At 47.9% G+C, this 23,801-nt stretch carries 19 protein-coding genes and 1 riboswitch; of the genes, 14 read left to right on the forward strand and 5 right to left on the reverse strand.

What is annotated here, in order from left to right:
• Window position 1 precedes the first annotated feature (1 nt).
• Together CIK90_RS11285 and upp are read right to left on the reverse strand one after the other, a co-directional pair.
• Window positions 2-2,362 (reverse strand): TonB-dependent receptor, encoded by a 2,361-nt coding sequence (locus CIK90_RS11285; protein WP_094434030.1) that lies wholly within the window; start codon window positions 2,360-2,362, stop codon window positions 2-4.
• 43 nt (window positions 2,363-2,405) lie between these two features.
• A riboswitch (TPP riboswitch) is annotated at window positions 2,406-2,512 on the reverse strand.
• A gap of 537 nt (window positions 2,513-3,049) precedes the next feature.
• Window positions 3,050-3,706 (reverse strand): uracil phosphoribosyltransferase, encoded by a 657-nt coding sequence (gene upp, locus CIK90_RS11290; RefSeq protein WP_094465473.1) that lies wholly within the window; start codon window positions 3,704-3,706, stop codon window positions 3,050-3,052.
• 226 nt (window positions 3,707-3,932) lie between these two features.
• Here upp and pckA point away from each other — a divergent pair, with 226 nt between their 5' ends.
• The 9 genes from pckA to murI all read left to right on the forward strand — a co-directional run bounded on the left by pckA (window position 3,933) and on the right by murI (window position 14,149).
• Window positions 3,933-5,546 carry a phosphoenolpyruvate carboxykinase (ATP) gene (pckA, locus tag CIK90_RS11295; RefSeq protein WP_094389865.1) on the forward strand — a complete coding sequence of 538 codons (1,614 nt, stop codon included), beginning with the start codon at window positions 3,933-3,935 and terminating at the stop codon, window positions 5,544-5,546.
• Between the two features lie 487 nt (window positions 5,547-6,033).
• A complete protein-coding gene (locus CIK90_RS11300; protein WP_094465475.1) occupies window positions 6,034-7,392 on the forward strand; it encodes a DUF6242 domain-containing protein in 1,359 nt (452 codons plus the stop codon).
• Window positions 7,393-7,408: 16 nt separating this feature from the next.
• Window positions 7,409-8,080, forward strand: a complete 672-nt coding sequence (locus CIK90_RS11305; RefSeq protein WP_094440552.1) for a DUF6089 family protein — start codon at window positions 7,409-7,411, stop codon at window positions 8,078-8,080.
• Window positions 8,081-8,086: 6 nt separating this feature from the next.
• The gene (locus CIK90_RS11310; protein ID WP_094465503.1) at window positions 8,087-8,827 is read left to right on the forward strand and encodes an isoprenyl transferase; all 741 of its coding nucleotides are present in this window, start codon (window positions 8,087-8,089) and stop codon (window positions 8,825-8,827) included.
• Between the two features lie 47 nt (window positions 8,828-8,874).
• A complete protein-coding gene (locus CIK90_RS11315) occupies window positions 8,875-11,538 on the forward strand; it encodes an outer membrane protein assembly factor (protein WP_371596064.1) in 2,664 nt (887 codons plus the stop codon).
• A gap of 72 nt (window positions 11,539-11,610) precedes the next feature.
• Complete coding sequence (locus CIK90_RS11320) at window positions 11,611-12,135, forward strand: OmpH family outer membrane protein (protein ID WP_371596066.1); 525 nt, start codon at window positions 11,611-11,613, stop codon at window positions 12,133-12,135.
• A gap of 51 nt (window positions 12,136-12,186) precedes the next feature.
• Window positions 12,187-12,684 carry an OmpH family outer membrane protein gene (locus CIK90_RS11325; RefSeq protein ID WP_094389870.1) on the forward strand — a complete coding sequence of 166 codons (498 nt, stop codon included), beginning with the start codon at window positions 12,187-12,189 and terminating at the stop codon, window positions 12,682-12,684.
• 55 nt (window positions 12,685-12,739) lie between these two features.
• The gene (locus CIK90_RS11330) at window positions 12,740-13,303 is read left to right on the forward strand and encodes an OmpH family outer membrane protein (protein WP_254046342.1); all 564 of its coding nucleotides are present in this window, start codon (window positions 12,740-12,742) and stop codon (window positions 13,301-13,303) included.
• Between the two features lie 12 nt (window positions 13,304-13,315).
• Complete coding sequence (gene murI, locus CIK90_RS11335; protein ID WP_094389871.1) at window positions 13,316-14,149, forward strand: glutamate racemase; 834 nt, start codon at window positions 13,316-13,318, stop codon at window positions 14,147-14,149.
• Window positions 14,150-14,247: 98 nt separating this feature from the next.
• On the opposite strand, the gene CIK90_RS11340 is transcribed toward murI, so the two are convergent.
• Window positions 14,248-14,493: a hypothetical protein gene (locus CIK90_RS11340; protein WP_094465478.1), complete on the reverse strand. Its 246-nt coding sequence runs from the start codon at window positions 14,491-14,493 to the stop codon at window positions 14,248-14,250.
• Window positions 14,494-14,845: 352 nt separating this feature from the next.
• On the opposite strand from CIK90_RS11340, the gene rbfA reads away from it, so the two are divergent.
• A complete protein-coding gene (rbfA, locus tag CIK90_RS11345; RefSeq protein WP_094389873.1) occupies window positions 14,846-15,181 on the forward strand; it encodes a 30S ribosome-binding factor RbfA in 336 nt (111 codons plus the stop codon).
• A gap of 8 nt (window positions 15,182-15,189) precedes the next feature.
• Window positions 15,190-16,419: an FtsX-like permease family protein gene (locus CIK90_RS11350; RefSeq protein ID WP_094389874.1), complete on the forward strand. Its 1,230-nt coding sequence runs from the start codon at window positions 15,190-15,192 to the stop codon at window positions 16,417-16,419.
• 83 nt (window positions 16,420-16,502) lie between these two features.
• Here CIK90_RS11350 and CIK90_RS11355 read toward each other — a convergent pair whose 3' ends face one another.
• Window positions 16,503-17,648 carry a glycosyltransferase family 1 protein gene (locus tag CIK90_RS11355; RefSeq protein ID WP_094389875.1) on the reverse strand — a complete coding sequence of 382 codons (1,146 nt, stop codon included), beginning with the start codon at window positions 17,646-17,648 and terminating at the stop codon, window positions 16,503-16,505.
• Window positions 17,649-18,072: 424 nt separating this feature from the next.
• Between CIK90_RS11355 and CIK90_RS11360 the strand changes: the two genes are divergently transcribed.
• The 3 genes from CIK90_RS11360 to CIK90_RS11370 all read left to right on the forward strand — a co-directional run bounded on the left by CIK90_RS11360 (window position 18,073) and on the right by CIK90_RS11370 (window position 21,802).
• A complete protein-coding gene (locus tag CIK90_RS11360; protein WP_094391576.1) occupies window positions 18,073-18,804 on the forward strand; it encodes a glycosyltransferase family 2 protein in 732 nt (243 codons plus the stop codon).
• A gap of 299 nt (window positions 18,805-19,103) precedes the next feature.
• Window positions 19,104-20,873, forward strand: coding sequence for a phosphoethanolamine transferase (locus CIK90_RS11365; protein WP_094391575.1), 1,770 nt, complete (start codon window positions 19,104-19,106; stop codon window positions 20,871-20,873).
• Window positions 20,870-21,802: a lysophospholipid acyltransferase family protein gene (locus CIK90_RS11370; RefSeq protein WP_094391574.1), complete on the forward strand. Its 933-nt coding sequence runs from the start codon at window positions 20,870-20,872 to the stop codon at window positions 21,800-21,802. Before CIK90_RS11365 ends, CIK90_RS11370 begins: the two co-directional genes overlap by 4 nt.
• A 56-nt stretch (window positions 21,803-21,858) precedes the next feature.
• Here CIK90_RS11370 and CIK90_RS11375 read toward each other — a convergent pair whose 3' ends face one another.
• Window positions 21,859-23,799: an LTA synthase family protein gene (locus tag CIK90_RS11375; protein WP_094391573.1), complete on the reverse strand. Its 1,941-nt coding sequence runs from the start codon at window positions 23,797-23,799 to the stop codon at window positions 21,859-21,861.
• Between the last annotated feature and the right edge of the window lie 2 nt (window positions 23,800-23,801).

A 23,801-nucleotide genomic window follows, 5' to 3' on the forward strand; every position in this document is an offset into this window, starting at 1 on the left:
ATTAGAATTTCAATGTCAGATGGGTCATGAAGGTTGTGCCTGCCATAGGAATATAGCTGATGGCACTCAGACGATGATCCTTGGTATAGCCGGCACTCTCGCTAACAGCATTGTACCATACGAAACCAGAAGGAGCATAGCAACGACCGAAGATATTGTTGATATCGAAACCGATGGTCACATACTTGATACCACATGCCTTGGTAACCTTTGAACCATAGTTGATGCTGAGGTCGCTCTGTGAATAGCAAGGCAGTGAACGGTCTTTGCTCTCAGAGTTGTCGAGATACTGACTGCTGACGAAATTGGTATGCCATGTGGCAGAGAATCCTGCATAGTGGAGGTCGATGAAGCCGTTGAGGATGGCAGAAGGTGAGAATGACAAGGTTGAATTGTCGTAGTGGATCTTCAATGGATCACCGTCCCAGTTATCTACATACTCGTCGAAATCCTTGATCTTGTTCTTGCTCAGACTGGCATTTCCTTCCAACGACATCCATGACAAGGGTGCCCATCCTGCTGTGAGCTCTACGCCCATACGATAGGAGTCTTTCACATTGGTGGTGAGTGCCTCACCGATGTCGCTCAGCTGACCGGTCTGTACCAACTGGTTGTCATAACCCATATAGTAGAAATTGGCACCGGCATGCCAGTTGCTGCCCTGATACTGATAGCCAAACTCTACGTCGAGCAACTTCTCTTGCTCTGGGAATGGATAGTTGTAGTTGTCGGTATAGTTGTTGCGCTCAGGTTCGCGATTACTGTAAGCTACAGAAGCATAGGCCTTATGACCATTGTTGGTATAGCTGATACCTGCCTTGGGATTGAAGAAATTGAACTTCTCGTTGATGTCCAATACTTGGTTCTTATAGGTACCGTCAGCCTGCTCCACAAATTTATCGTTGACACCATCGGTCTTGTATTCTACACGACGGAACTGCAAATCGGCAAATACATTCCAGTTGTCGGCAAAACGATAGTTGGCCTTAACAAAGGCGCTATAGTCATACTTATGGGCATCAGAATCATAGTATTTATACTGACCATTGCTGCCCAAGAACTGGTTTTCTGCTGCCTGATTGGCAATATAGGTGAGATAGCCCCAGTGGTTGCCACGGAACTGCTGAAGGTTCAATCCGCCAATAACATCCCAGTGTTCATCCTTGTAGTTGGTGTTATACACGATGCCATAGGTGTGCTGGGTCAGCCCCTTCTTGCGCACAAAGTCGGAACGCTTTACGAAATTGCCGTCTGCATCATAGAAGGTGAGACCAAACTTAGCAAATTTCGACTGGCTCTTGAACTCGTTGTAGTAGCCATAACCATAGGTGTAGTGTACGGCAAAGTTGTGACTCCAATGGTCGTTGGGAGTCCAAACAGCAGAAAGGATATTGTGGTTCTGATAGAAATTGTCGGTGGTCTTGTTCCAAAGACTACCATCACGCATGGTGTAAGGCACGATGGTATAGTCGCCCTTGCCGTTGCGCACCAATCCTGCTGTCAGGATATTGAACTTCCCGAGACCAGCAGCATCCATATCCTTATAGGTATAGATACCATCGCTCATCAACGTGAAGTTGGTGTCATAGTCGCTGGCGAGCACACCACTCCATGCCTGGCCGGTCTTTTCAAAGTTGCCGATATTCTTGTAGCTCACCTTGAAATTGTCAGCAAGCCATGTCAGTCCACCATAGTAAGAACCTGATCGTCCTGATGTTCCATCGATATAGCCATCGGTAGCGGTCTCATGATAGGCACCGTCGAAGATCAGGTGTTTGCCCAACAAACCTGTTGAGAAGCTGACACCTGTATTATAGGTGTTGAAGCTACCAAACGAACCTGTCACCTCTGCGGTAGGGATAAGCGATGGGAAAGCAGTAGCCATAGAGATGCTACCACCAAAGGCTCCATCACCATTGGTAGATGAACCAACACCACGCTGAATCTGCACACTACCCAAAAGAGCGGCATAGCTGTTCATATTGGCCCAGAACACGGTCTGATCCTCAGGAGAGTTAAGGGCTACACCATCGAGGGTGACATTGATGCGGCTACCTGCAGCACCACGAATACGCATATAGCTGGTACCAGTGCCCAATCCATTCTCACCCCATGCAAGGATGCCGGGTGTGCGCGAAAGGAGGAATGGGAGTTCCTTTCCTGTACGAGAAAATTGCTGGAGTTCTGATTTCTTAATGTTGGCTACGGCATAAGGAGCTTCCTTGGCTGCACGTACACCTTTTACTACTACCTCATTCAGCTGGTGCACCTTGACGGTGTCGATTGTGGCTTGTGCCCATACGGCTTGACTGGCAAAAACACAGCACACCACACTGAATGCAATCCTGTTTAATCTTTTCATTGAATGTTTGTTATAAACCTTAAACTATATAAAGGGGGAAAGAACGTAGTCCAAGGAAAATTCCTACGACAGCATTACCTGTACAGGTTCTATGGGTATGTTCTCAGCCTCCGTCTCTTCTACGAGTAGGTAGCACCCCTTAGTTAGCGCTCTGCTAACCGATTGCAAAATTACTATAAATAATTGAAACTGCAAAATTATTGTTATTTTTTTGAGCATGAGCACCTTGTGCGCAACATAGAGGAATACACGACCTCCACCACTTCTTCCTGACAAAGCCTACAAGGAGAAACCGTTACCAAAGTAACTATAACGGGAGTTATCAGGATTGACCACGATTTGCTCTACTACGATTTCGGGAGCTATCATTACAAATCGGCAGATTGGGTGAACTCAAGTACACGCTTCTCACTTTTTGCGAATCTCACAAACTGTTCGGCTGCATTGACATAAAGTCCACAGAGGTCATCAATACTTGACATGAAACTGTCTTACCATTCCAATAATCGTCAAAACTACACACCACCCCCATTCTTATAATTATATAATAGGTGTAAGCAGTATTGCCACACCTCCCAACGTGTGGCAATACTGCCGATGCCATGAGTACGCACCTATCGGTTGCGTAGCACGCCAAATTATAAGATAGAAGCACCATTGTCCAATGCAGACAATGGTGCCAAAGGATTATAATTTCTCACCGTAGCAAAGGTCGCCACAGTCGCCAAAACCAGGAATGATATATTTGTGTTCATTCATTCCGCCATCAATGGCGGCACACCAAACAGTGGCATCGTCGGGCAACACAGGACGAATGGTATCAATTCCCTCTTGTGTAGCTATCACACTGGCGATATGTATCTTGCGAGGCTTACCTGTTTTGCAAAGCGCTTCAATGGCAGCAGCCATCGAACCACCTGTAGCCAGCATCGGATCAACAAGTATCAAAGTCTTGCCCTTAATGCTGGGCGATGCCATATACTCGGTATGAACGCCCACTTCGGTATGCTCGCGGTTGGTGTACATGCGATAGGCAGACACAAAAGCATTCTCTGCACGGTCAAACACCTGAAGGAATCCTTCATGGAAAGGCAAGCCCGCACGCAATACAGTACCTACAACAATTTCATCTTTAGGCACTTGAATATCACAAATGCCCAACGGTGTGGTAACAGATTTCAACTTGTAATCGAGCGTCTTAGATATCTCATAAGCCATCAACTCACCCACACGCTTGATGTTATTACGGAACAACAGGCGGTTGCGCTGATGATTCTTGTCGCGCAATTCAGCCATATAGAGGTGCATCACGCTGTTCTCTTCATCGAAATTGATAATTTTCATAGATTGCTTCGGTTTTTGACCGCAAAGATAAGAAATGTTCGCGGAATTTTGCAAAGTCAGCGTGACAATTATTTGCGAGACCACCCATTTTTAACTACTTTAACCAAAAAATGGCTCATCTAAACGCTAAAAAAACTAAAAGCCGACCAGTAAATTCGGAATTCTTTGTAACTTTGCGCCGTAAAACGGATAATAGTAATTTCAAACTAAAATATTTTTCATTATTATGGCAAAGTTAGATTTGACACAGTATGGCATCACAGGCTCAACCGTGATCGCTCACAATCCTTCGTATGAGTTTCTCTTTGAAGAGGAGACAAAGGCAGGACTGACTGGTTTCGATAAAGGTCAGAACACTGAGCTCAACGCAGTAAACGTAAAGACTGGTATCTACACCGGACGTTCTCCTAAGGACAAGTACATCGTTGACGATGCACAGAGCCACAATAAGGTTTGGTGGACCACCGAAGAATACAAGAACGACAACCACCCCATGAGCGAGGAGGTTTGGGCAAAAGTTAAGGATATCGCTATCAAGGAGCTCTGCAACAAGCAGCTCTACGTAGTTGATGCTTTCTGCGGTGCCAACGAGGCAACACGTCTGGCTGTACGCTTCATCGTTGAAGTAGCATGGCAGGCACACTTTGTTACCAACATGTTCATCCAGCCTACCAAAGAGGAACTGGAGAACTTCAAACCTAACTTCGTTATCTACAATGCCTCTAAGGCTAAGGTTGAGAACTTCAAAGAGCTCGGCCTCAACTCAGAAACTTGCGTAGCCTTCAACACCACTTCACGCGAACAGTGCATCATCAACACATGGTACGGCGGTGAGATGAAGAAGGGTATGTTCTCTATGCAGAACTACTTCCTGCCTCTCCAGGGCATTGCTTCTATGCACTGCTCAGCCAATACCGATATGGAAGGTAAGAACACCGCAATCTTCTTCGGTCTCTCTGGTACAGGTAAGACCACTCTTTCTACCGATCCTAAGCGTCTGCTTATCGGTGACGACGAGCACGGATGGGACGACGAAGGCGTATTCAACCTCGAAGGTGGTTGCTATGCAAAGGTTATCAACCTCGACAAAGAAAGCGAACCCGATATCTACGGTGCTATCAAGCGCAACGCTCTGCTCGAGAACGTAACAGTTGCTGCCGACGGCAAGATCGACTTCGCAGACAAGAGCGTAACTGAGAACACCCGCGTATCATATCCTATCGAGCACATCGAGAAGATCGTGAAGAAGGTGAACGGTCGTAGCGCAGGTCCTGCTGCCAAGAACGTTATCTTCCTGTCAGCCGACGCATTCGGCGTACTGCCTCCAGTATCTATCCTGTCTCCTGAGCAGACCAAGTACTACTTCCTCAGCGGATTCACCGCTAAGTTGGCTGGTACAGAGCGCGGTATCACCGAGCCTACTCCAACCTTCTCTGCTTGCTTCGGTCAGGCATTCCTCGAGTTGCATCCTACCAAGTATGCTGAAGAGCTCGTGAAGAAGATGGAGAAGAGCGGTGCCAAGGCTTATCTCGTAAACACTGGTTGGAATGGTACTGGCAAGCGTATCTCTATCCGCGACACTCGTGGTATCATCGACGCTATCCTCGGTGGCGCTATCCTGAACGCTCCTACCAAGAAGATTCCTTACTTCGATTTCGAAGTTCCCACACAGCTTGAGGGTGTTGACACCAACATTCTCGACCCACGCGACACTTACGCTGACGCTGCAGAGTGGAACAAGAAGGCTGAGGATCTGGCAGCCCGCTTCATCAAGAACTTCAAGAAGTATGAGGGCAACGAGGCTGGTAAGGCTCTCGTAGCTGCTGGTCCAAAACTCTAATAGACCCGTCTATTCATTCTAAATATGGCTCGTTTCCTCCATGGAAACGGGCCTTTTTTTGTTATACACCTTCTTTCAGAAATTGACAGAAGTCAAAGAAACATAGCAAACCGACAAAATAAAGACCTCTACACGATGGTCATCTGAAAGAAATGTAGTTACTTTGCACCCGCAATTGAGAGATAAAGGTAAAAGATTTATTTAGGAACTAATAGACAAGAATTCTAATTAATTATGTTTGATTTACACACAATGGCCATTCTGGCGACTGTGGCAATATCGGCTGTCATGTGCCTAATAACATTGACACACACGAATGTCCGTTAACAACAAGAGTGCGACTTGAGCTATTCATGTCACACTCTTTTTATGTTTAGAAATTCTAAAATATGTCACATTATCATATAATTTACTTAATAAAAGCACCAAATATGACGCTATTTGCAGAATTGTGAGTAAATTTGCATCCAAAATTGAAATATTTCAAATGAAAAAACTCGTAAATGCAGCATGCATGCTGTTGGTCATAGCTGTTTTGACATCATGTCTGAAGTCTAACGATGATGAGGCCGTATATTATAACGACGCCGCAATCACGTCGTTTACCTTGGGCACACTCAACCGCTATCTGCACACAACAACAGCAGCAGGAAAGGACTCTATCTACAAGACAAGCGTAGCAGCATCAAGCTACAAATTCAACATCGACCAGATCAATCACGTCATCTTCAACCCCGACTCACTGCCTTTGGGTATTGATGCGTCAAAGGTGGTATGCACCATAGGTACAAAGAACAATGGCATAGTAGTCATCAAAAACCTCAACAACGACTCACTGAAATTCTACACCTCATCAGACAGCATCGACTTTTCGCAACCACGCGAAGCCCGTGTCTATGCTACCGATGGTATGTCGTATCAGAAATACACCATCAAAGTGAATGTCCACCAAGAAGACGGCGATGCCTTTGGATGGAAACAAATGGCTGACAACAACCAGTTGGCAGCACTCTCTGGCATGAAGGCCATGGTATTGGGCAAGCGTATCTTCGTATTCGGCAACGATGGCGGCACTACCGTTGGCTATACCACCACCGATGGCAACGAATGGACTACACTCACTCCCAACATCAACACACCGCTGACCGCAGGAGCATACAAACAAACCGTGGCAAATGCAGATTCTATCTACATGATGAACGGCAACATGCTGTTGCGCACTGCCGACGGTAGCCAATGGGACGAGATTGGCGAGACAACAGCTATTGCCAAACTCATCGGTGCAAGCAAGAAAGAACTCTACGGCATGACTGCCGACAACAAACTCATGGTATCACGCGACGGTGGACACCAGTGGCAAGCCGATGCCATCGACGCAAGCGAATCACTCCTACCCACAGCGCCAGTCGCCACGACATGCTATCCAATGAACATGGCAGACTCTACCGACTATGTCGTTATGGCAGGCAACAGTACAGCAAACGCCAAAGCTGCCGTGGTATGGAGAAAGATTGCAGAATACAACTATCATAGCGAGCCAGGACAATGGGTATATATGGAAGCCGACGGCAACAGATACGAACTGCCACAACTCGACAACCTCACACTGGTGCCCTACGATGACGGCGTACTCGCCATCGGTACGGTGAATGGCAATTTTACCTATATCTACCAGTCGCGCGACAACGGTATCACTTGGAAAAAGAACAAGTACTACCAACTGCCAAACGATTTCGACACCAGCACTACACGCTATGCCGCCACATCAGACGGTGTGAATATCTGGCTCTTCGGCGGAGCAAACGGCGAAGTATGGCGCGGCAGACTCAACAAACTGGCGTGGTAAAAGAACGAAACTATCTTTGAGAAAGATACTGCAAACACTGGTTCTCCTCACACTGACCATACATGCCAGTGCACAGGACGCTCCCGAATATCGAGCCGAGATAGGCGGGGCAATAGGACTGGTGGCCTATGAAGGCGATTTCAACGGCAATCCGCTACGCAACCAGCAACCCATGCTGACCCTCGTAGGACGCTATCGCCTCAATCCACGCATGGCACTGGCTGCCAATATCAGTTGGGGACAACTGAAAGGATCGTCAACCCATGCCAACACCTACTATCCGGATTTGGAGCCCATGAGCTTCAAACATTCGGTGGCAGACATAGGCATGAGGTATGAATATAACTTCTGGCCCTACGGCACAGGACATGAATATCGGGGAGCGCAACGGTTTACACCTTATATATATATAGGTATCGGAGCCACCATCGCAAAACCGGAAAAGACAGAAGCAGCTGTCAACATGCCAATTGGCGCAGGTGTGAAATACAAGATAGGCGACCGTACCAATGTCGCAATGGAATGGACCATACACTTCACAACCAGCGATAAAATCGACGGTGTGGCAGATCCATACGGCATCAAGAGCAGTGGACTCTTCAAGAATACCGATGGTTACAGCCACCTGCGGTTGTCACTGACATACGACATCTGGAGAAAATGCAAAACGTGTAACAACGATATATAAATGACTATGAACAAGCAACTGGATATGACACGCATCCCCGAGCACATTGCCATTATCATGGATGGCAACGGGCGTTGGGCACAACAGCGAGGTAAAGAGCGTAGCTATGGACACCAAGCCGGTGTAGAGGCTGTAAAACGCATCACCTCGGAGTCTGCCAAACTGGGAGTTAAGTATCTGACACTATACACATTCTCTACAGAGAACTGGAGCCGCCCTGCTGACGAGGTAACAGCACTGATGGGACTGATACTCACATCACTCGAAGACGAACTCTTCATGAAGAACAATGTACGCTTCCGCGTCATTGGCGATATCTCAAGAATGCCAGAGTCTGTCGTTCAGAAACTACGCGAGACCGAAGAGCATACTGCCAACAATACTACCATGACCTTGGTAGTAGCGTTGAGTTATTCGTCGAAATGGGAAATCACCAAAGCCATGCGTGATATCGCAACAGAAGTGAAACAAGGCACCCTGTCTGTTGATGCCATCGACGACACCACCATCAGCCAGCATCTGGCAACCAATTTCATGCCAGATCCCGAACTGCTGATACGTACAGGCGGAGAATTGCGCATCTCCAACTATCTGCTGTGGCAGATAGCCTATTCAGAATTGTATTTCTGTGATACATTCTGGCCCGACTTCGATGAAGCAGCGTTGCACGAAGCCATTGCCAATTACCAACAGCGCCAACGTCGTTTTGGCAAGACCGAAGCACAGGTGGAAAATGAAGAGAAATAACAACGGAAATAATTAGTAAAGTGAGAAATATATTCTATTCCAACAAATTGACAGACATGGCAAAGTGCATGATGCTGCTTTGCACCATACTCTTCCTTCCTGCCGCTGTTAAAGCACAGGATGTGATTACCAATCCCGAAATCTCCTATACAGGCACACCGCGTGTTTGTGAGATTGGCGGTATAGCTGTAAAAGGCGTAGAAGGTTACGAAGACTATGTGCTGACAGGTCTGTCAGGACTCTCCGTAGGTCAAGTCATCAGTGTACCAGGTTCTGAAATCACCGATGCCGTGAAGCGTTACTGGCGTCACGGACTGTTCTCGAAAGTGGCTATCACTGCCGACTCTATCGTAGGTTCAAAGATTTATCTCTGCATCCATCTCGGCACTCGCCCACGCGTAAGCCGCATCAACTATAATGGTGTGAAGAAGAGCGAACGCGAAGATTTGGAAAACAAGCTGGGTATTATGAAGGGAAACCAGATTACGCCCAACATGATAGACCGTGCGAAGATTCTCGCCAAGCGCTATTTTGACGATAAAGGATATAAGAACGCAGAAATCAGCATCCTTCAGCGCGACGATGTATCCAATAAGGATCAGGTGATTCTTGACGTTGATATCGACAAGAAAGACAAGATGAAGGTGCGCCACATCATCATCGAAGGCAACGAAAAACTCAAGAGAAACAAGATTACAGGTACATTCTTTAAGAACGGAGCCTTTGCCAAGATACACGAAGCCGGCAAGTTCAAAAACTTCTTCAAAGCCAAGAAGTTCACCCCTGAACGCTACGAAACCGACAAGAAAAACCTGATTGAGAAGTACAACGAACTCGGTTATCGCGATGCCACCATTTTGGAAGACTCGGTATGGAACGAAGACGAGAAGCACGTCAACGTATATATCAAGGTGGATGAAGGTCAGCAATACTACATCCGCAATATAGAATGGGTGGGTAACTCAGTACTCACCAGCGACTTCCTCAACAATGCCTTGGGCATGAAGAAGGGCGATGTCTATAATCAGAAACTGATGAACAAACGTCTGAAAGAAGATGAAGATGCCGTGGGTAACTACTATTGGAACAACGGATACATCTTCTATCAGCTCGACCCCACCGAAGTCAATATCGTGGGCGACTCTATCGACCTTGAGATGCGTATCACCGAAAACCAGCAGGCTCACATCAATGCTGTACGCATCTATGGTAACGACCGCCTCTATGAAGAAGTTGTTCGCCGTGAGTTGCGTACCAAGCCCGGTGACCTCTTCTCTAAAGATGCTGTGATGCGTTCTGCCCGTGAGATTGGTAACATGGGATACTTCAATGCTGAGACCATCAACCCAGATATCAAGCCTAACTATGAGGACGGCACCGTGGATATCAACTGGGAATTGGAACAGAAGTCTAACGACCAACTTGAATTCTCACTGGGTTGGGGACAGACGGGTGTAATCGGTCGAATCGGCATAAAGCTCAACAACTTCTCCATGCGCAACCTCTTTGGTAAGAACAAGATGCACCGTGGTATCATGCCTATCGGTGATGGCGAACAACTGTCACTGTCGTTGCAGACCAACGGACGCTACTATACCTCGCTCTCTACAGGTTACAGCACCGGATGGTTTGGTGGCAAGCGCCCGAATGCATTAAACGTCAGCGCCTTCTTCTCTAAGCAGAGCGATATTTCAAGCAGTTACCGCAACAACAGCTACTATAACAACTACCTCAACTACATGTATGGTTTTGGTTCGTACAACGACTTCGGTCACAACTACGACGCTATGCTCGACGACGATAAGTATATTGAGATGTTCGGTGTAGCATTGGGATGGGGTAAGCGTTTGCGCTGGCCCGACGACTATTTCCAATTGTCAATGCAGTTGGCATACACCCGTTATATGCTACGCGACTGGAGTTACTTTATCATCAGCAACGGTAACTGTAACAACATCAACCTCGGTATTACGCTGTCACGTACATCTATCGACAACCAGCTTTTCCCACGTCAGGGATCAGAGTTCTCAGCATCCGTACAGCTCACTCCACCATGGTCTTTGTTCGACCACAAAGACTATTCCACCCTCGCCACCGACCGCTATTCAGCAGCATACGAGCGTGAATTGCAGGAGAAATACCGTTGGATAGAATACCACAAATGGAAGTTTAAGTCAAAGACCTATACTGCGTTGACCAGCGGTCAGAAGTGTTTCGTGCTGATGACCCGTGTCGAACTCGGTCTGTTGGGCTCCTACAATAAAGACAAGAAGTCGCCTTTCGAAACCTTCTATGTGGGTGGTGACGGTATGAGTGGCTACTCTACCGGTTATGCCGAAGAGACCGTCGGTCTGCGCGGTTATGAGAACGGTTCGATATCAAACACCGCAGCCTATCTTGCAGGCACGAGTGCATACTATAATGCCTATGCCTACGACCGCTTCACCCTGGAGCTTCGCTATCCATTCATGTTGGGTAACACCACCATCTACGGTCTTGGATTCCTTGAAGGCGGTAACGCATGGGTAGATACCAAGAAGTTTAATCCCTTCGACATGAAGCGTTCTGCCGGTCTGGGTGTCCGCATCTTCCTCCCAATGGTAGGTATGATGGGTATCGACTGGGCTTATGGCTTTGACAAGGTATATAACAACGGCAGCTACCAGAAGGGCGGCAGCCAGTTCCACTTCATTCTCGGACAAGAGTTCTAACCTTATAAAACCTACAGAAAGGAGACTGTTGATATGAAGCAAGAATACAAGACAATGGGCAAAACCCTACTGATGGCACTCGCCGCCAAGGCACTATTGGTTGCAGCCATCATGATATTCCTACCCCAAAACGCCAGTGCACAGAAGTTTGCATTGCTCGATATGGACTATATTCTCAAGAACATTCCAGCCTACGAGCGTGCTAACGAACAGCTGACACAGATTTCCAAAAAGTGGCAGGCAGAGGTGGAAGCCATCCAGACAGAAGCACAAAGCATGTACAAGAACTACCAGCGCGACGTCGTGTTCCTTTCAGAAGAACAGAAGAAGGAGCGCCAAGACGCTGTCATGAAGAAGGAGCGCGAGGCTGCCGAACTTAAAAAGAAGTATTTCGGACCCGACGGTGAACTCTTCAAGAAGCGCAACGCACTCATTGCTCCTATTCAGGAACTGGTATATAACGCTGTGAGCGATGTAGCAGAATCACGCGGTTATCAGTTGGTATTGGACCGTGCGAGTGATTCGGGCATCATCTACGGATCTCCCCGCATCGACATTTCCGACGATGTACTGTCGCGTTTGGGTTCCACACGCTAACTTCAAAATAAAACAGAAAGAAACAATAATAACTAAACAAACAATTAAACAATGAAAAAACTTATTTTAATGTTGTTGGTGTTTGCCCCTCTGGCAACATTCGCACAGAAGTTCGGTCACCTCAACACACAGGAAATCATCCAGGCCATGCCTGAGTTTACCAAGGCTCGCACCGAGATCGAGGCCCTCACCAAACAATACGAGGCTGATCTGAAGAGCATGCAGGATGAGCTTCAGAAGAAGGCACAGGCTTACGAAAAGGAGCAGGCCAACCTTCCAGAGAACATCAAGCAGCGTCGTGAGCAGGAGCTTCAGGAGATGTATCAGAAGATCCAGCAGAGCTATCAGGACAACCGTCAGGCCCTCGACAAGGCACAGGGTGAGAAGCTTCAGGCTATCAACGTGAAGGTTCTCGACGCCATCAAGGCTGTCGGACAGGCTGGTGGTTATGTCTATATCATGGATGTTCAGGGTGGCGTGCCCTATATCAGCACAACCCTTTCTACTGATGTAACAGCCCAGGTAAAAGCCAAGCTCGGACTGAAATAAACAATGTGTAAGGTAAAAAAGTAAAAACGTAAAAAGATAAAAACAACAGAAACTTATGAAAAAGATGATATTTGACAGCATGGTAAAAAATGCGGTAAAATGGGTTTTACCTTTTTGCCTTTTTGCTTTTTTACCTTTAACTGTTTCTGCCCAGGATGTAGCAACAGATGGCAACACCCTGAAGTATGGCTATCTCAGTTATGATGCCGTGCTCCACAGCATGAATGAATATGCCACCGTTGAGACCAGTATGATGCAGCTCAACGAGAAGTATGCAGCCGAACAGAAACGTGCAGAAGACGAGTTCAACCGGAAGTACGAGGAGTTTCTCGATACGCAGCGCGATATGCCGCAGACTATTTTGCAGAAGCGCCAAAGCGAACTTCAAGACTTGCTCGACCGTAACATCACCTTCAAGAAAGAGAGTCAGGCACTCTTGGAACAGGCAAAAGCCAAGGCAGAGGCACCTCTTCGCAAGCGTATTGCCGAAGCCATGGGTCGTGTTGGCATAGCGCGTGGCCTTGCCTTTATCATCAATACCGACCAACAGGCTGTGGCATGGACCCACCCCATGATGGGTGAAGACGTGACCGAGGCTGTGAAAACTGCATTGCGATAAGCGTCATTACCGATGTTGCCCAGTAATCCAGGCCCTATAGGCATCTTTGACAGCGGCTATGGCGGTCTAACCATTCTGCATGGAATCCGCCAGTTGCTTCCCCAGTACGACTTTCTCTATCTGGGCGACAATGCCCGTGCGCCTTACGGCACACGTTCGTTTGACGTGGTATATGAGTTTACCCGCCAGGCTGTCATCAGTCTTTTCGAGCGTGGTTGCCATTTGGTCATCCTCGGTTGCAACACCGCTTCAGCCAAAGCCCTGCGCACCATTCAGCAGAAAGACCTGCCGCTGATAGATCCCAACCGCCGTGTCTTGGGCATCATCCGTCCCACTGCCGAAGTGGTGGGAACACTGACCAAGACTCGCCACGTGGGTATCTTTGCCACCGAAGGAACGATTAAAAGCGAGAGCTACAACTTGGAAATCCACAAATTCTTTCCCGACATCAAGGTTTCGGGTGTGGCATGTCCCTTCTGGGTTCCTTTGGTAGAATACAACGAAGCCGATTCTCCCGGTGCCGACTATTTTGTGAAGAAGCGTGTCGATCAGTTGTTGCGCCTCGATGCCCAGATTGACACCATTATTTTAGGTTGCACCCACTACCCTTTGCTGCTGCCTAAAATCAATAAATTCATACCCCGTGGCGTGCGTATCGTATCACAGGGGGAATATGTGGCAGAGTCGCTCCGCCAGTATTTTGATCGCCATCCCGACATGGAACAGCGTTGCACAAAAGGCGGACATGTGCATTATCTCACTACCGAGAACCCCGATCGCTTCAAAGAGTCGGCTCAACTGTTTCTCCACGAACCCGTTGAGGTGGAGAATATCTCACTGGGATAAACAGCCGATGGGCATGAACAGACGCTGCAATCTCCTATCATGCCTCATCCCGCAAAAGTCATCCTTCCAGATGCTGATTGCCGACAAAAGGCAATACCTCACTTATCTGCCGGCTGAACAGCTATTTGCCAGACATCACACAAACGCCATGTATCAATCTCGCGTTCAATACTTTGCACCGCAATAAACATCACTTTTCTCAGCAAAGTAAATTGATTTGCTGAGGAATTCAAATTGATTTGCCAAGGAAAACAAATTGATTTGCCAAGGAAAACAAATTGATTTGCTATCCAAAGGAATATCCGTACCACATCAAGAGCATAGCCACAGCATGCTGGAATCATATACGCATAAAAGGAAATTCAATGAGTTTGGTCAGCAAATTCATTGAGTTTACTCAGCAAATTCATTGAAATTGCAAAGCAAATTCATTGAATTTACAAACGGAAATAACGTTTCCAGCTGACAAGCAGTCGTTTACACGCAGTCCCAGAGACCTTCCATATCATTCACAAAGCGGTTGCCTACCCTACCCAACCATAGTTGCCACACTCTGACTTGCTGTTGTCCATGAAGGGTAGAAGCACGTTGCAATCCAGTTATCAGACAGCGATAGGATGAAAAAGTGTGCGTTTTCCTTGATGTTTTGATAGGAAAAGTGTAACTTTGCAAAAATAAAGGAATCAATAGATATATATGCAAGAAACAAGACAAAACAAAATTGCACGACTGCTTCAAAAGGAACTTAGCGTGATATTCCAACAACAGACACGCAGCATGCATGGTGTTATGGTCAGCGTCACACAAGTGCGCGTGAGTCCCGACCTCAGCATCTGCACCGCCCATTTGAGCATTTTCCCCAGCGAGCGTGGAGAAGAAATTATGGAGAACATCAACAAGACCAGCGCACAGATACGCTATGAATTGGGTACCCGCGTGCGCCATCAACTGCGCATCATCCCTGAATTAAGATTCTTCATCGACGATTCACTCGATTACATAGACCGCATCGACGAGCTGCTTAAGCAATAAGTGTCACTGTGAATTTCCCATTCTACATTGCACGGAGATATCTTTTCTCCAAGAAATCTACCAATGCCATCAATGTCATCAGCGGCATTTCGGTGGTAGGTGTTGCCGTGGCGTCTATGGCGTTAGTGGTGACGTTGAGCGTGTTCAACGGCTTCCACGACATGGTGGCATCATTTTTCACGCAGCTCGACCCACAGTTGAAAATCACTCCTGCCAAGGGCAAGACTGCCGCCAGCAACGATTCTACGCTGATGCGCATACGCCAGTTGGACGAGGTGGCTGTAGCCACCGATGTGCTTGAAGACCAGGCATTGGCTGTCTATGGCGACCGCCAGCAGATGGTGACGATTAAAGGTGTGGATGACAACTACGACAAGCTGACCCATATCCGCCAGATTTTGGAAGGTGACGGCGACTATGCACTCCATGCTGCCGATATGAACTATGGCATCTTGGGACTGGGCGTAGCCTATCAGCTCGGCATCGGTTATACCTACCGCGAACCGCTGAAGATCTATGCGCCACGGCGCGAAGGTCAGATCAACATGGCTAATCTGCAAGACGGATTCGTGGAAGACGAGTTGTATTCACCGGGCGTACTCTTCAGCATCAAGCAAGGCAAGTACGACAAGCGGTATATTATCACCGCTATACAATTCACCCGCAACCTCTTTGACCGCGACGGAGAACTCACATCGTTGGAACTCCGACTGAAACCCGGTAGCAATTTCGAGCATGTGAAAGCCAAGGTACAAGAGATGGCAGGCACCCGTTTTGTGGTGCGCGACCGCTATGAGCAGCAGGAAGACACCTTCCGCATCATGAAAGTAGAGAAGCTCATGGCATATATCTTCCTCACCTTTATCCTCGTCATAGCCTGTTTCAACATCATCGGCAGCCTCTCTATGCTGATGATCGACAAGCGCAACGACGTGGTGACCCTACGCAATCTGGGTGCCAGCGACCGCCAAATCATCCGTATCTTCCTCTTCGAAGGTCGCATGATTTCCGCCATTGGTGCCGTGATAGGCATTGCTATCGGCTTGTTGCTATGCCTGTTGCAGCAGCAGTTCGGCTTGATAGGCTTAGGATCTACCGAAGGTTCGTTTGTGGTCGATGCCTATCCTGTCAGCGTCCACCCGTGGGATATCGTCGTAGTGTTCTTCACTGTCCTCGCTGTAGGCTTTATCAGCGTGTGGTATCCCGTACATTATTTTGCCAAACGGCTACTCAATTGATTTGTTCCATTATAAACGATAAGGATGCCACAAAGGGGCGGTCAGAACACTAAAAGACAAGGGAGAACCGTCGGAAGAAACATTTAGGGGCGTTTCCGCAACAGTTCTTGATAGAGGTCATAAACCTGACTCGCCACCGTATTACCCTCGAAACGACGTATATACTGCTGACTGCCTATGATCCGCGCATTGCGTTCTGCATCGCCCACAAGCGACTTTCGGAGTGCATCTGCCATGCCCTGCACATCGCCGGGCGCCACATAACGGCAGTCTGGACCTCCGGCTTCCTCCAAACACGATCCGGAACAGGCCACCACAGGCAGTCCCTGACGGATGGCTTCGATGATAGGAATACCGAAACCCTCATATACTGACGGATATACAAAAGCCTCAGCAACAGCATAGAGGGCAGGCAAATCTTCATCGGGAACACCATGCAGGATATGCAGGCGGTGGGTCAGTTGGTGCGTTTCAGCATACTTGACGATGGTATCAGTATATGGTGTATGGCGTCCCACCATCACAAGTCCCACGTCTTCGGGCAGGTAAGGCAGTGCCTTGACCGCCAACAACATGTTTTTTCGTGCTTCTATCGATCCTACATTCAGTATGATGCGCTTCGGCAGGCCGTACTTCTGACACACCCGCTGACGCTCGTCGGCTGTGACTTCGGCTGCAAAACGATGGGCTGCACTCTGATATATGAGTGAGATGCGCCGCTCATCGACGTCTCCAAGCTCCATAATATCGCGCTTTGTACATTCGCTAATGGCAATAATATGGTCGGCTTCACGGATTGTCTGACGGAATTTCCACTTGTAAATCTGCACATCAGCCCAGTGATAGAACTCTGGATGGCGCATAAAGATCAGGTCGTGGATGGTGACGACAGTAGGAATACCACGGCGACGAATACCGATAGGCAGTTCACCCGACAGACCGTGAAACAGCTGCACTCCGTCACGTTGTAGGTCAGCCACCATGCCACGGCTGCGCCACAATGCCTTTCCCACCAATGGCAACGGTCGTTTGGGCAAGCAGAGTTGCACATTGTCATGGTCCATCACCTGTTGCCTGAGGTCGTCGCGTCCTGCGTCAGGAGCATAAAGGCGCAGTTGCAATGGACGTTCCGCCAGGTCGTTGACGAGCGTCCGCCCATAGCTACCCAGTCCTGTTCCGTTTCTCACGATGCGTTTGGCATCCAATCCTATGATGAGTTTGTCGTTCATGTGCCTGTTTCTGATGTCGAATAGTTTTTATATGACTCTTCCGCCTTCTTTTTGCAAAGGTACGATTAAGTGAGCGGAATGCAAAAGGAAAACTCGTTTTTCTTTTGTATTCCCGAACGTGAGTACTTTAGAGGCAAAGCCTCAAAGGTACGATTAAGTGAGAGAAATGCAAAATAAAAGCGTGCTTTTATTTTCATTTCCGAACGTGAGTACCTAAGAGCCACAGGCTCAAAAGTACGATTAAGCGAGCGAATAACCAAAGAAAATGCACAACTTTATTTGGTTTTTCTTTGTATTCCTCTCGGTTTGCACTACCTTTGAAATCCTATTTCTTAGGTAGGCGGCACCTCGGGAATAAAAGAAAAACGGGGTTTTTCTTTGTATTCCTCTCGGTTTGCACTACCTTTGTACGAAAATAACACGCATGACAGAACTTAATATTCCAAAGGTAAGTATTATCACTGTTACATACAATGCTGGAGCTATGCTGGAAAAAACCCTCGACAGCATACAAAAACAACAATACGGCAACAAAGAAACTATCGTGGTTGACGGTAAATCTACCGACAATAGCTTAGCCATCATACAGCACTATGCTGACCAGGGAACGGTGACACAATGGAGTAGCGAACCCGATAAGGGAATCTACGACGCCATGAACAAAGGCGTGAGCAGGTGTTCGGGACAATGGGTGATATTCATGAATGCTGGCGACACCTTTGCTACAGATGATGTGCTCCATCAAGTTTTCTCCAACAAATGGGATGCAGCGGACATTGTCTATGGTGATGTGGTTAAAGACAACCATGTCAAGGCTGCACCAGCGCACTACCGCCTCTACCACCGCATGCTCTTTTGCCATCAATGTGTGTTTGTCAGACGACAATGTCTTGTCGATATTCCATTCGACATACACCACAGACTGTCAGCAGACTATAAGTTTTTCATCCAACAGTATCAACAGGGGGCTCGTTTCCAGTATATCAATATACCGATAGCCATCTTCGACACCACCGGTGTGTCTAACAGTAAGCGATCGTCAGGACTGTTCGACAACATCAAAGTGGTATGCGAAACCATTCCTTTCCCACAGCGAATCAAGTTTGTTGCACGCTTGGCAGTGCCCTACATCATGTGTCGCTTGAAAGGAAAATAAAGGCTGTATTGTCTCGCCATCACTCCCCTACGACCGCGTCGCTTAGGTAGGCGGCACCTCGGAAATAAATGAAAAAACGAGCTTTTTCTTTGTTTTTCGCTCGGTTTGCACTACTTTGGGCTTGACAGCCCCAAGGTAGGCGGCACCTCGGAAATAAAAGAAAAACGAGGTTTTTCTTTGTATTTCGCTCGGTTTGCACTACTTTGGGCTTGACAGCCCCAAGGTAGGCGGCACCTCGGAAATAAAAGAAAAACGAGGTTTTTCTTTGTATTTCGCTCGGTTTGCACTACCTTTGTACTATGGTAACTATACAATTTTGGACAATAGCCATCGGACTATTGCTGACATTTGCCGCCAGTTGTGCCATCTATTATGGATGTAACAAGGGCATGAGCCATAGCGCACGCGGGCAACAGACCCGCCGCTTTGCTGCTGCCGCCATATTGGTATGGCTTCCCATCGCCATCGTCGGAGCACAACCCAACATGCCTCTTGCACTTGCTGCACTTTCTGGAGCTGTATGGGCAATAACTTATCCGCTGATATTCCACCTCACCAACCGCAAAATATCACCCGACTACGAAAACTATGGTGAGATTTCATGTGGCATATACTTCTTCGGCCTCTTCGCCGCCATCGGTCTTTTAGGGGGCGGAGTGATTGCCGCCATTGCTGAATGGATGCTCCTGTTGATCAGTATATCCTTGTGGGTCTATTATATGCTCTATGGAACATGTATCGATGCCAATGGCATGAAGATCGTACAGGACTCGCATCCCAACGAAATCATTGAGTTTTCACGTTCCTATCCCTTATGGAAAGTGGTGCTGCTACTGATGGCCATCGTGGCACTGCTTGCTGGATTCATCGTCGGAAACCACAACACAACAGTACCAGAAACACCGTGGAAGATTGCACTGCTTGTTGCCGTTGCCCTCTTTTTCGCTTGGTATATCTTCAAACCCCACCGCGGCATGTTCGTCCGCTCCGGCATTGTTCGCCTCTGGTTAGATATCCGAGAGTATGCAGCCAACGACCATCGGTATGTCAGCGAAATGGAACGACGGTTGAAGGACCTTCACGTCAAACCCTTAGGAAAGGCTTTCCAACGTCCGTCAACCATCATGATGGTGATTGGAGAGTCTGCATCTCGTGACTATATGAGTGCCTTTACACCCATGGAACACGACACGACGCCATGGATGCGCCGCATGACGGAGGACAACAGGCGTACCATTCTGTTTCCAAATGCCTACAGTTGCGCCATGCACACCGTGCAGTCGCTGGAAAAAGCCCTTACCGAATACAACCAATACAACGGACGCCAATTCTACGACTCCTGTTCTATCATCGATATTGCACACCGGTTAGGATACAGAGTACACTGGTATAGCAACCAAGGACACCTTGGTGCCAACGATACACCTATCACTTTGGTGGCAAACACCGCCGATGTAGCGAAATGGACGAAGCAGGATTTGGGAAAGGTGCAATACGATGAAAGCATGACAGCATTTCTCGAAGAACTCGATCCCAATGTCAACAACCTCCTCGTGCTGCATCTGAAAGGTAGCCATTTCAATTTCCTCAACCGCTATCCGGCAGACCGTACCGTATGGGGCGAACGTGGAGTACAGGACAATATAGCAAACTTTGAAAACTCCATTCGCTATACTGACAGCGTTTTAGAGCAGTTCTATGAGTATGCCAAGACACACCTGAACCTCCAGGCCATGGTCTATTTCAGCGATCACGCTACTGTTCCCGACCGCCATCGATCGCCCAATTTCTCTGGATTCGGCGCCACGCGCATCCCGCTCTTCATTCATCTCTCCGACGAATACCTGTCTTGTCATCCCGAACGCGTAGAGGCACTCAAAGCCAATAGCAACAGATATTTCACCAACGACTTAGTCTATGAACTGATGTGCGGTATCTTTGATGTGGAATCCAACCATTTCGACGAGACGTCATCATTAGCCAGCAAACAATATAAATACACCCGTGACGACCTGCTGACCTATGAGGGGAAGGCAAGAATTGCAGACGACAAATCCTCACAGATATGAAAAAAATCCTCTATTACATCGTCTTTACCCTGTGGTACATCATTTCGCTGTTGCCACTCCGCGTACTTTATGTTCTGTCAGACGTATTGTATCTGGTGCTCTACCGTATCGTGGGCTACCGTCGTCGCACCGTCTGGACCAATATTGTCACTGCTTTTCCTGAGATGACCGCCGAGGAACACCAAGATGTGGAACGCGGCTTTTACCACTTCTTCTGCGATTATATGGTAGAAAGTATCAAACTGTTGACCATGAGCAAGGCAGAAATAAAACGCCGAATGGTGTTCAAAAGCGCTGAACGCATCAACGAGGTGGTGGAAAGCGGACAGTCGTGTGCGATCTATCTGGGTCACTATTGCAACTGGGAGTGGATTACTTCACTGCCTTTGTGGGTTACGCCCAAGGCACATTGTGGACAGATTTACCATCCATTGGAGAATAAAGACTTCGATAAACTGTTTCTTCGCATGCGCCAAAGATTCGGTGCAAAGTGTATTGCCATGAATAATACACTGCGCGAAATGGTGAGATACCGCAAAGAAGGACAACCCGTTGTGATCGGCTACATATCCGATCAGGTGCCGATGTGGCAGAATATCCACCACTGGTGCAATTTCCTTCACCACGACACACCCGTACTTACCGGCACAGAGCGTATTGCCCGCAGCATGAACCATGCGGTGTTTTATATGGAAGTGAGCCGTGTCAAGCGTGGATATTATGAAGTAGAATTCAAACTCGTGACGCGCGAACCGGACAAAATGCCTGAATATGCCATTACCGACCGTTATTTCCAACTGTTGGAAGATACTATTCGTAAGCGCCCTGAATTATGGCTTTGGAGTCACAACCGATGGAAGCGTACACGCGAAAAGTTCAACCGTTTTTATGAAACAGTGGATGGCAAGGTGATTCGACGACGCGAATAGATACCCCAAAGGCACTTCTGAATAGTTTTCAATCGCTATTCATCTTCTCCTTCTGCTCAGAGTTTCAGCCTGTTTTGCGTCATTCGTTCCATGTACTGCTGTATGATGGCTTTGAGCTCGCGCACCATTTTTTGCTCCACATCAACACGACCTTTCAGATTTCGCTGCATCAGTCTGTCATCCAACCGATAGATGGCTTTGGTCTTCTGACCGTCAAACTGCAACACATAACCATATTTGACATACTGATAGATGCCGTTGAGATAGTTCACTGCCCATGTGTCTTTGCCTGCTGTCTGCAACACATCGATGCCAAAGGCACAGTAGGGCTTGGGGTAATTCAACAGTCCCATGACTGTTGGCAGTATATCTATTTGCTGCGCCACCTTGTCTTCTATCGCCGGTGTCAAACTGCCATCGGGTGCATAGATGATGATGGGCGAACAGAAACCACCGAGGTCTGACTGAAATTCGGGATGGTTACTGAGGTTGGTATGATCGCTCGTCAACACAAAAATAGTGTTTTTAAACCATGGTTGGCGCGATGCCGTTTGGAAGAATTTGCCTATCGCCATATCCGTATAGCGAATACATTTATGGATGACGAGCTGTTCTTCGGGGAAGCGCTGCTTATATTTTTCGGGAATGACAAAGGGATGATGGCTCGATGCAGTAAACAGTGCTGTCATGAACGGTTGTTTCATTTCTCCCATCTTCGTAGCATAATACTGCATAAAAGGTTCATCCCATATAGCCCATGTACCGTCGAAATCTTCATCACCGCCGAAGCGTTTGTCCTGATTGAAGTCTTCTCTGCCGTAATAGTGTTGGAATCCGGTCTTCGTGGCAAATGCCTGAAAGCCCATAGATCCGCGCTGTGCGCCATGGAAGAATGCTGTTTGGTAGCCTTCCCCTGCCAACATAGATGCCAAACCGCCCACATCGTTCATGGCTGATGGTGTGAGGAAGAATGGTTCTACAAACATTGGAATACTGGAAAGTACGCTGGGCATGCCGTCAATGCTCTTTCTGCCGTTGCAGAAACTGTATTTAAACGTGACGCTCCGACCTATCAATGAATCCACACAGGGCGTATATCCCTTGTATGTTCCCTGTTCCAAATCGCGGTTGAGCGCACCGATATACTCCCTGCCGAAGCTCTCCACGATGAGTACCACCACGTTTTTCTTCTTCATCGGACCTTCTGCAGCAGCATGCACCGGTGTATAGATAGCTGCCATGGTTGCCTCGTTATGATAATAGGTGGGCACCACAAAGACCGATTTACCTATCGAACGATAGAGTGAGAACGGCGTATTGAGCACCAGTGCTGCCTCGCTGGGCCGCTCAGCATATTGATTGGCATTGCTCACAGTGATGGGTCTCACAGCCTTTGTGAATCCTCCACGTATGCCACCGATAGCCAATGGAGTGACTACCGCCAGCGACAACACCATTGCCACAGCGTAGCGCCAGGGCGACAGCCACTTGGCTTCCATTCTTGGCGAACGGTATAAGCGCCACAATCCATAGATGACAACCACTGCCAGCACCACGAAATACCAGTGGTGGAGCAGTTCTTTCATGACGATGCCACCGAGGTTTCCTTCGTTCTGAAACTCGCTAAACACCGTTGTGGTAGTGCGTCGCATGGTAAAGGGGAAGTAGGCAGCATCGCACAGATTGGCCACCAGAGCCAAACCGTTGATGGTTACAAACAAGATGCGACACATGCGGTGATACCAGAAACGTTCCTTCAACCATAGCGGCAATAGCATGAGCACCATCCACAAGCCGTTGGTCACCAAGAGTGCAGCGGTGTCGAACACCAGTCCGCCCCTGCACAGACTGAGAAAATGGCTGAATGTCATGTTCTCAGCAAAGTGTGTCCAGTTGTCAAGCAAGTATGCCACACGCGCCAACATATAGACAGCGTATGCCAAAATCATATTGTATGCCACCGCCACCAACGGTGCTATGTATTTCAGTTGTTTCATTT

It is taken from the genome of Prevotella sp. P5-126 (genome assembly GCF_002251185.1).
In the GTDB taxonomy this organism is placed as follows: domain Bacteria; phylum Bacteroidota; class Bacteroidia; order Bacteroidales; family Bacteroidaceae; genus Prevotella.